The organism is Polaribacter sp. M10, from assembly GCF_054968445.1.
Genome location: NZ_JBSSBG010000026.1, coordinates 25,961 through 35,169 on the forward strand (window position 1 = coordinate 25,961; position 9,209 = coordinate 35,169).

Below are 9,209 nucleotides of genomic sequence, written 5' to 3' on the forward strand. Positions count from 1 at the left end.
TAAAATGAACAAAAATATAGATCAACTGTCAGCAGACAACATTAGAGCATTGGCAGTTGCAATGGTAGAAAAAGCAAATTCAGGACATCCTGGAGGACCTATGGGAGGTGCAGATTTTATGCATATCCTGTATTCTGAATTCTTTAATTATGATCCAAGTGATATGTCATGGGCATTCAGAGATCGTTTCTTTATGGATGCAGGACACCTATCAACCTTAATGTATGCTCAATATTATCTTCTAGGAAATTACAAAAAAGAAGACATTGCTAATTTTAGACAATGGGGTTCTATAACTCCAGGTCATCCAGAAGTAGATGTGGCAAGAGGAATTGAAAACACATCAGGACCATTAGGTCAAGGGCATACCATGGGCGTTGGTGCTGCAATTGCGGCTAAATTTTTACAAGCTCGTTTTGGAGATTGGATGAACCACAAAATTTATGGTTTTATTTCTGATGGAGGTATTCAAGAAGAAATATCGCAAGGAGCAGGAAGAATTGCAGGTCATTTAGGATTAAACAATTTTATTCTATTTTTTGATTCTAATGATATTCAATTATCAACTTCTACAGATGAAGTAACAAGTGAAGATACTGCTATGAAGTATAAAGCTTGGGGTTGGAACGTGGTAACCATAGATGCACATAACCATGATGAAATACGAAAAGCACTTACAGATGCAAATAACGAAACAGAAAAACCAACTTTAATTATAGGTAAAACTATTATGGGTAAAGGTTGTGTTGCAGCAGACGGAAGTATGTACGAAGGTCATTGTGAATTACATGGTAAGCCAATTGGAGCTACAGGTGCAGATTATAGTAAAACTTTAGAAAATTTAGGAGCTAGCTCTGAAAATCCTTTTGATATTTATTCTGAAGTAAGTGAATATTATCAAAAAATAATAGCACATAAAAAAACAAAGGCAGAGGAAAAAAAAGTAGATATTTCTATATGGAAAGAAGCTAATCCAGAAAAAGCCAAGAAATTAAATTTCTTTTTATCTGGCAACTTACCAAACTTAGATTTTTCTACGATAGAGCATAAAGCTGGTTTAGCCACTAGAGCAGCATCTTCTGGTGTATTAGGTTATTTAGCAGAGCATGTTGAAAACATGATTGTGTCCTCAGCAGATTTATCTAATAGTGATAAAACAGATGGTTTTTTAAAGAAAACACATGCACTTAAAAAAGGAGATTTTAAAGGCTCTTTTTTACAAGCTGGTGTGGCTGAGTTAACCATGGCATGTATTGCTAATGGTATTGCTTTACATGGAGGTGTAATTCCGGTTGTGGCAACATTTTTTGTGTTTTCAGATTATATGAAACCCGCAATTAGATTAAGTGCAATACAAGAATTAGGAGTTAAATACGTTTGGACACACGATGCTTTTAGAGTAGGTGAAGATGGACCAACACACCAACCTGTAGAACAAGAAGCACAAATAAGATTGTTAGAAAAATTAAAAAACCATAGTGGTAAACCAAGTTTCTTAGCATTACGTCCTGCAGATTCTGCAGAAACAAGCGTGGCTTGGAAAATGGCTTTAGAAAATAAAAACACACCAACAGGTTTAATTTTATCAAGACAAGGAATTAAAGATGTATTACCATCAAAAGATGGATCAAGATACCAAGAAGCTTTAGCTGCAGAAAAAGGGGGTTATTTAGTAAAAGAAGTAGAAAATCCAGATGCAGTATTAATTGCAAATGGCTCTGAGGTATCAACATTAGTAGATGCTGCAGAAATTTTAGAATCAGAAAACGGATTGAAAGTAAATATTGCTTCTATAATTTCAGAAGGTGTTTTTAGATTACAATCTAAAAATTATCAAAATGCTGTAATTCCTAAAAACAAACCATTATTTGGTTTAACAGCAGGATTGCCAGTAAATTTAGAAGGTTTGGTTGGCGAGAATGGAAAAGTATTTGGTTTAGATCACTTTGGCTATTCTGCACCAGCATCTGTACTAGATGAAAAGTTTGGTTTTACAGGCGAAAAAGTAAGTAAAGAAGTATTAGCATATTTAAAAACAGTATAAACTAGAAACATGAAATTTTTTATTGATACAGCAAACCTAGAAGAAATTGCAGAAGCGCAAGCTTTAGGAGTTTTAGATGGTGTAACCACAAACCCATCTTTAATGGCAAAAGAAGGCATTACAGGTGCAGATAATATTTTAAACCATTACAAAAAAATCTGTGAAATTGTAGATGGAGATGTTTCTGCAGAAGTAATTGCAACAGATTTTGAAGGAATGGTAAAACAAGGAGAAGAGTTAGCCGCTTTAAACCCGCAAATTGTAGTAAAATTACCTATGATTGCAGATGGTGTAAAAGCATGCAAATACTTTTCTGATAAAGGTATTAAAACAAATGTTACTTTGGTTTTTTCAGTAGGACAAGCCTTGTTAGCAGCAAAAGCTGGGGCAACTTATGTATCTCCTTTTTTAGGAAGATTAGATGATATTTCAACAGATGGTTTACACCTAATTTCTGAAATAAGACAAGTGTATGATAATTATGGTTTTGAAACACAAATTTTATCAGCATCTGTACGTCATACAATGCACGTAATTAACTGTGCTAAAATTGGTAGTGATGTAATGACAGGACCTTTATCATCAATCACAGGATTGTTAAAACACCCATTAACAGATAGTGGATTGGCAAAATTTTTAGAAGATTATAAAAAAGGGAATGAGCTAAAAGTTTAAAAGGAAACAACGGTTAATAAAATTTAAAAAATGAAAAATACCGATAAAAGTATTGAGGCAATAAAATATAGCGTTGATTGTGTATTATTCTGTTTTGAAGATTATAGACTTAAAGTTCTTTTATTCTCAGATGATAAAAATGAATGGTCATTATTAGAAAATGAAATTAATTACAAATGTACTTTAGAGGAAAATATTAATGAGTTGATTTATGAAACTATTGGAATTTATAAGGTGTTGAATGAGCAAATCAGAACTAAAACGAGTTTTTATTGCAAATTAAATCGAACTTACATCAATACATCTTATTATGCTTTAGTTACAAGCGAAGATTATGATTTAAAATTAATTCAAAATAAAGGAGGACATTGGTTTCCAATTCAAGAACTTCCAAAAATTCAGAAAAGTTCAAGCGATTTAATTCAAATAGCATTGAATAATATGAAAATTCAGACAATGAATTCTCCTGTAGTATTTGAATTACTTCCAGAGAAATTTACCTTAAGAGAAGTTCAGGAAATTTATGAGCAACTTTGTGCGAAAGAATTAGATAAAAGAAATTTTATAAAGAAAATATCATCCTTTGAATTTATAGTTAAATTAAATGAAAAAGATAAAACTACTTCAACAAAGGGGGCTTATTTATACATGACAGATAGATCTAAAGTTGAGTCATTAAATTCATTTAGTTTAAAAATTAAATAAAAGAAGCCAAAAATATATCATATAATGAATGAAAATTTAAAAAAATATACTATTGGAATGGATTTTGGGTCAGATTCTGTTAGAGCCTTAATTGTAAATACGCAAACAGGTGAAGAACTAGCAACAGCTGTACATTACTATTCTAGATGGAAAGAAGGAAGGTTCTGTGAACCATCAAAAAATAAATTCAGACAACATCCTTTAGATTACATAGAGGGTATAGAAAATACAATTACTACTGCTTTATCAAAAGTAAGTGAAGAAGTAGTAAAAAATGTGGTTGGTATTGGAGTTGATACAACAGGATCAACTCCTGTAGCTGTGGATAAATCAGGTACGCCTTTAGCCTTATTACCAGACTTCAGAGACAACCCTAATGCAATGTTTGTCTTATGGAAAGATCACACAGCTATTAAAGAAGCAGATGAAATTAATGAACTTTGTAAAAAATGGAATGTAGATTATTCTCAATATGAAGGAGGTGTTTATTCATCAGAATGGTTTTGGTCTAAAATTTTACATGTTTCAAGAGCAGATAAAAACGTTTTAGAAAATGCATATTCTTGGGTAGAACATTGCGATTGGGTTCCTTTCTTACTCACAGGAGGAAATGATGTTACTCAAATGAAGAGAAGTCGTTGTGCTGCAGGTCATAAAGCTTTATGGCATGAGTCTTGGGGAGGTTTGCCTCCAAACGACTTTTTTGTAGCATTAGATTCTAAATTAGATGGTTTAAGAGATCGATTATTCAAAGAAACATATACATCAAATACTTCTGTAGGAACTTTATCAGAAGCATGGTCTACAAGATTAGGATTACCTACAAATGTAAAAGTAGCAGTTGGCGCCTTCGATTGCCATATGGGAGCTGTAGGCGTTAACATCAAACCTTATCATTTAACAAAAGTGATGGGAACCTCTACATGCGACATTTTGGTAAAACCTTTAGAAGAAAAAGAGCATTTAGTAGAAGGTATTTGTGGTCAAGTTGATGGTTCTGTAATACCTGGTATGCTTGGTTTAGAGGCAGGTCAGTCTGCCTTTGGAGACGTTTATGCTTGGTATCAACGTTTAATTGAATGGCCAATAAGAGAAATTATTGGAAGTTCAAAAATTTTAACTGAACTAGAAAAAGAAACTTTAATCGAAGAATCCGTTAAAAATATATTACCAAAACTGAATGAATCAGCTGCTAAAGAACCTATTGGTTCATCAGGAGAAATTGCTTTAGATTGGATGAATGGTAGAAGAACACCCGATGCAAATCAAAATTTAAAAGGCGTTATTTCTGGTATTAATTTAGGAAGTACATCACCAAAGATATTTAGAGCTTTAGTAGAGGCAACATGTTTTGGTGCTAAGAAAATTTCAGACAGATTTATAAGTGAAGGGATTCCTATTGAGGGTGTTATTGCAATTGGTGGTATTGCCAAGAAATCTACATTTATAATGCAAACTATGGCAGATGTTTTAAACGCCCCAATAAATGTAGCTAAATCTGAACAAGCCTGTGCATTAGGAGCTGCTATTTTTGGAGCTATTGCAGCTGGTTTACATCAAGATACTGAGTCTGCAATGGATGCAATGGCTAGCCCTTTTGAAAATATTTATAAACCTATTTCAGAAAATGTTGAAGCCTACAAAAAAATATATGAAGATTACAACAGACTTTGTGAAACAATGGAAAATCATATAATGCAAAACTAATGAGTACATACAAAACATTAAAGGAGGAGGCCTATGAGGCTAACATGCAATTACCAGAATTAGGCTTAGTTCTTTTTACTTTTGGTAATGCCAGCGCTGTAGACAGAGATAAAGCCGTGTTTGCAATAAAACCAAGTGGTGTGCCATACAAAGACTTAAAACCTGAAGACATGGTTATTTGTGATTATGAAGCAAAAATTATTGAAGGTAAAATGAGACCTTCTTCAGATACAAAAACACATGCTGTTTTATATAAAGAGTGGAATAAAATTGGAGGTGTAGTGCACACACACTCAACTTACGGAACAGCTTGGGCTCAGGCCATTAAAGACATCCCAATTTTTGGAACTACACATGCAGATCACCTAATCGCAGATATTCCTTGTGCTCCGCCTATGAAAGATAATTATATTCAAGGTGATTATGAACACATGACTGGTTATCAAATCATTGATTGCTTAAAAGATCGTGGTTTAGATTATTATGAAATAGGAATGATTTTGGTAGGAAACCACGCTCCTTTTACTTGGGGAAAAACAGCAGCAAAAGCAGTATATAACAGCGCTGTTTGTGAAGAAGTTGCAAAAATGGCTCACCTAACATTATCAATAAATCCTAAAGCAGCAATTTTAAAAGATGCTCTTAAAAGAAAACACTTTGAACGTAAACATGGTAAAGATGCATATTACGGACAAGGTTGTTAATATCAATTTTTAAAATAATCAATAAATTATGGGAATAATCTCTTTTGCTGGTTTTACGTTATTAGTAGCTTTAATAGCTTGGTGGTCTACAAGAAAAACAGATGAAAACTCTTCAGATGGTTATTTTCTGGGAGGTAGAAGCCTTACAGGACCTGTAATAGCTGGATCTTTATTATTAACAAATCTTTCTACCGAGCAAATAGTTGGTATGAATGGAGTATCTTTTAGAGATGGGCTTCCTATTATGGCTTATGAAGTTGTTGCTGCTATTGCTATGGTTTTTACAGCTTTTGTATTATTACCTAAATATCTTAAAAGTGGTATTGCTACAATTCCTCAGTTTTTAGAAAAACGTTATGATAAAAGTACAAAAACCATTGTTTCATTACTGTTCTTGTTAGGATACGCAATATCAATGCTACCAACAGTTTTATATTCAGGTGCATTAGCAATAAATACAATGTTTGATGTTCCTGAAACTTTAGATGTAGGACCAGAAAGTGCACTTTGGATTACAGTATGGTCTATTGGAATAATAGGAAGTATATATGCAATTTTTGGAGGTCTAAAAGCTGTGGCAGTATCAGATTCTATCAACGCTGTAGGTTTAATTATTGGAGGGTCTCTAATTCCAATTTTTGGTTTAATGTTTATTGGAGATGGAAATGTAATCACTGGTTTAAATACACTAACAACAGAACTTCCAGAGAAGTTTAATATTATTGGAAGTGCAGATTCTGATGTTCCTTTTTGGACATTATTTACAGGTATGATTATTGTAAATTTTTACTATTGGGGAACCAATCAAGCAATTATACAAAGAGCACTTGGAGCTAAAAATTTAAAAGAAGGACAAAAAGGACTTTTATTAGCAGCTTTTATTAAAATACTTGGGCCATTTATAGTGGTTTTACCTGGTATAATTGCTTTCTATATCTTTAATGGTGATTTAGCAAATGCTGATGAAGCTTATCCAATGTTGGTTAAAAAAGTGCTTCCAGCAGCATTTATAGGTTTTTTTGCAGCTGTTTTATTTGGAGCAATTTTAAGTTCTTTTAACAGTGCGTTAAACAGCTCTGTAACTTTATTTGGATTAGATTTTTACAAAGAATATTTCAATAAAAATGCCACTGAAAAACAAGTAGTAAGAGCTGGAAAAATATTTGGTATCGTCTTAGCTTTATTCTCAATGGCTATAGCTCCTTTATTATATGGTGTTCAAGGAGGTATTTTTACGTATTTACAAGAGTTAAATGGCACACATAGTGTACCAATTTTAGCGATTATAATAATCGGTGTATTTTCAAAAAGAGTTTCTGGTAAAGCCGCAAATATTGCAATTTTATTTAGTGTTGTTACATATTTAGTAACATTATATTTGATACAACCTAATATTAGTTTCTTACACCTAATGGGGTTATTATTTGTAATAACAATAATCATAATGTTTGTATTGAGTAAGTTCTTCCCAAGAAAAACAGCATATGTCCAAGAATATACAAAACAAGTAGATATAACAAGCTGGGAATTTTTAAAACCTGTTGGTTTTACTGTAGTAGCTGCAGTAATCGGACTTTATATCTACTTATCCTAAGTAAATTTAAAATTTATTAAAAACAAAATAATAATGATTAATTTAAAACAAAACGACGTTTGGTTAGTAACCGGAAGTCAACATTTATATGGCCCTGAAACTCTAAAGCAGGTTGCACTACATTCTCAAGAAATAGCAAAAACCTATAACAATAATGCTTTAATGCCTGTTAATATTGTATTTAAACCAACAGTAAAAACTGCAGAAGAAATTCATGCCCTTTGCAAGGAGGCTAATAATAATGAAAATTGTATAGGTTTAATTACTTGGATGCATACATTTTCTCCTTCTAAAATGTGGATCGCAGGTTTAAATGCTCTACAAAAACCATTTTTACACTTACATACACAATTTAACAGAGATATTCCTTGGAATTCTATTGATATGGATTTTATGAATCTAAATCAATCTGCACATGGTGGTCGTGAATTTGGGTTTATAGCATCAAGAATGCGTTTAAATCGAAAAGTTGTTGCAGGACACTGGCAAGATGAAAACGTTATTAAAAAAGTAGCTGATTGGACAAGAGTTGCTAGTGCTGTAGCAGATAGTAAAAAAATGAAAGTGGCTCGTTTTGGAGACAATATGCGTCAAGTTGCGGTAACTGATGGAAATAAAGTTTCTGCTCAAATAAAATTTGGGTATGAAGTAAATGGTTATGGAATAGGAGATTTAGTTGCTTTTATTGATGAAATATCAGATAATCAAATAGATAGACTTATTCAAGAGTATGAAGATACTTATGTAATGGCAGCTAAAATAAAATCTGAAGGTAGTATGCGTCAATCTTTAAGGGATGCTGCTAAAATTGAACTTGGAATGCGTGCTTTTCTAGAAGATGGTGGCTTTACAGCATTTACAGATACCTTTGAAGATTTGCATGGTATGAAACAATTACCAGGCATTGCCACTCAACGTTTAATGGCTTCTGGTTATGGATTTGGAGGCGAAGGTGATTGGAAAACTGCTGCTTTGGTGCGCACTATGAAAGTTATGGGACATGGTTTAGAAGGTGGTAATAGTTTTATGGAAGATTACACTTATCATTTTGACCCAAAAAATACAACCTGTTTAGGTTCTCATATGCTAGAAATTTGTCCATCAATTGCAAAAGGCGATGTTTCTTGCGAAATACATCCTTTAGGAATTGGAGGAAAAGAAGACCCTGTGCGTTTGGTATTTAATGCAGGTGCAGGGAAAGCTTTAAATGCTTCTGTGGTTGATATGGGCAATCGTTTTAGAATGTTGGTTAATACAGTTGAAGCTGTTGAGATAAAAGAAGAAATGCCTAATTTACCAGTAGCAAGAGTTTTATGGGATGCAAAACCTGATTTACAAACAGCTGCAGCTGCTTGGATTTACGCTGGTGGTGCACATCATACATGTTACAGTCAAAATATATCTGCTGAATCTTTAGAGGATTTTGCAGAAATTATGGATATTGAATTTTTATTGATTGATGAAAAAACAGACTTATACAGATTTAAGCAAGAATTACGTTGGAATGATGCAGCCTATGTTTTAAACAAAGGTTTTTAAAAAAGTATAGTTTGTTAATTTGGTTTATAAAGAAAAAGAGATTCGCTAAAAACGGATCTCTTTTTTGGTTTTATTATATCTAATGACACTTTCCCATCAAGTGTGTAAGTTAAAAATTACAGGATTAGACTTTTCATAGTTTAATCCTGTTTTCAAATATAGCCAAAAATTGGTTTAAAATAATTCCCCAATTTCTAATCGGCATAGTCCATTTTTTTGTAGACTCCCTCAAAGCTAAAAA

7 protein-coding genes are annotated in these 9,209 nt (G+C 32.7%); all 7 read left to right on the top strand.

What is annotated here, in order from left to right; all coding sequences use genetic code 11:
* The first annotated feature begins 4 nt into the window (after positions 1-4).
* From ACWYN7_RS16115 to araA, 7 genes are read left to right on the top strand one after another with little or no spacing between them, the layout of a single operon-like run.
* Positions 5-2,044: a transketolase family protein gene (locus ACWYN7_RS16115; protein ID WP_462861005.1), complete on the top strand. Its 2,040-nt coding sequence runs from the start codon at positions 5-7 to the stop codon at positions 2,042-2,044.
* A 9-nt stretch (positions 2,045-2,053) separates the two neighbouring features.
* Complete coding sequence (gene fsa, locus ACWYN7_RS16120) at positions 2,054-2,719, top strand: fructose-6-phosphate aldolase (protein WP_462861006.1); 666 nt, start codon at positions 2,054-2,056, stop codon at positions 2,717-2,719.
* 30 nt (positions 2,720-2,749) lie between these two features.
* Entirely contained in the window at positions 2,750-3,424 is a 675-nt protein-coding gene (locus ACWYN7_RS16125; protein WP_462861007.1) for an NUDIX hydrolase, read from the top strand.
* Between the two features lie 24 nt (positions 3,425-3,448).
* Positions 3,449-5,131: a ribulokinase gene (locus ACWYN7_RS16130; protein WP_462861008.1), complete on the top strand. Its 1,683-nt coding sequence runs from the start codon at positions 3,449-3,451 to the stop codon at positions 5,129-5,131.
* A complete protein-coding gene (locus tag ACWYN7_RS16135) occupies positions 5,131-5,835 on the top strand; it encodes an L-ribulose-5-phosphate 4-epimerase (protein WP_459484353.1) in 705 nt (234 codons plus the stop codon). The genes ACWYN7_RS16130 and ACWYN7_RS16135 overlap by 1 nt, the downstream gene beginning before the upstream one ends.
* Before the next feature lie 28 nt (positions 5,836-5,863).
* The gene (locus tag ACWYN7_RS16140; protein ID WP_462861009.1) at positions 5,864-7,429 is read left to right on the top strand and encodes a solute:sodium symporter family transporter; all 1,566 of its coding nucleotides are present in this window, start codon (positions 5,864-5,866) and stop codon (positions 7,427-7,429) included.
* A gap of 33 nt (positions 7,430-7,462) precedes the next feature.
* Positions 7,463-8,968: an L-arabinose isomerase gene (gene araA / locus ACWYN7_RS16145; protein WP_462861010.1), complete on the top strand. Its 1,506-nt coding sequence runs from the start codon at positions 7,463-7,465 to the stop codon at positions 8,966-8,968.
* Positions 8,969-9,209: the final 241 nt, after the last annotated feature.

Coding starts and splice junctions, on each gene's coding strand:
- ACWYN7_RS16135 (WP_459484353.1), top strand. CDS start 5,131: ATGAGTACATACAAAACATTAAAGGAGGAGGCCTATGAGGCTAACATG.
- ACWYN7_RS16115 (WP_462861005.1), top strand. CDS start 5: ATGAACAAAAATATAGATCAACTGTCAGCAGACAACATTAGAGCATTG.
- ACWYN7_RS16130 (WP_462861008.1), top strand. CDS start 3,449: ATGAATGAAAATTTAAAAAAATATACTATTGGAATGGATTTTGGGTCA.
- ACWYN7_RS16140 (WP_462861009.1), top strand. CDS start 5,864: ATGGGAATAATCTCTTTTGCTGGTTTTACGTTATTAGTAGCTTTAATA.
- araA (WP_462861010.1), top strand. CDS start 7,463: ATGATTAATTTAAAACAAAACGACGTTTGGTTAGTAACCGGAAGTCAA.
- ACWYN7_RS16125 (WP_462861007.1), top strand. CDS start 2,750: ATGAAAAATACCGATAAAAGTATTGAGGCAATAAAATATAGCGTTGAT.
- fsa (WP_462861006.1), top strand. CDS start 2,054: ATGAAATTTTTTATTGATACAGCAAACCTAGAAGAAATTGCAGAAGCG.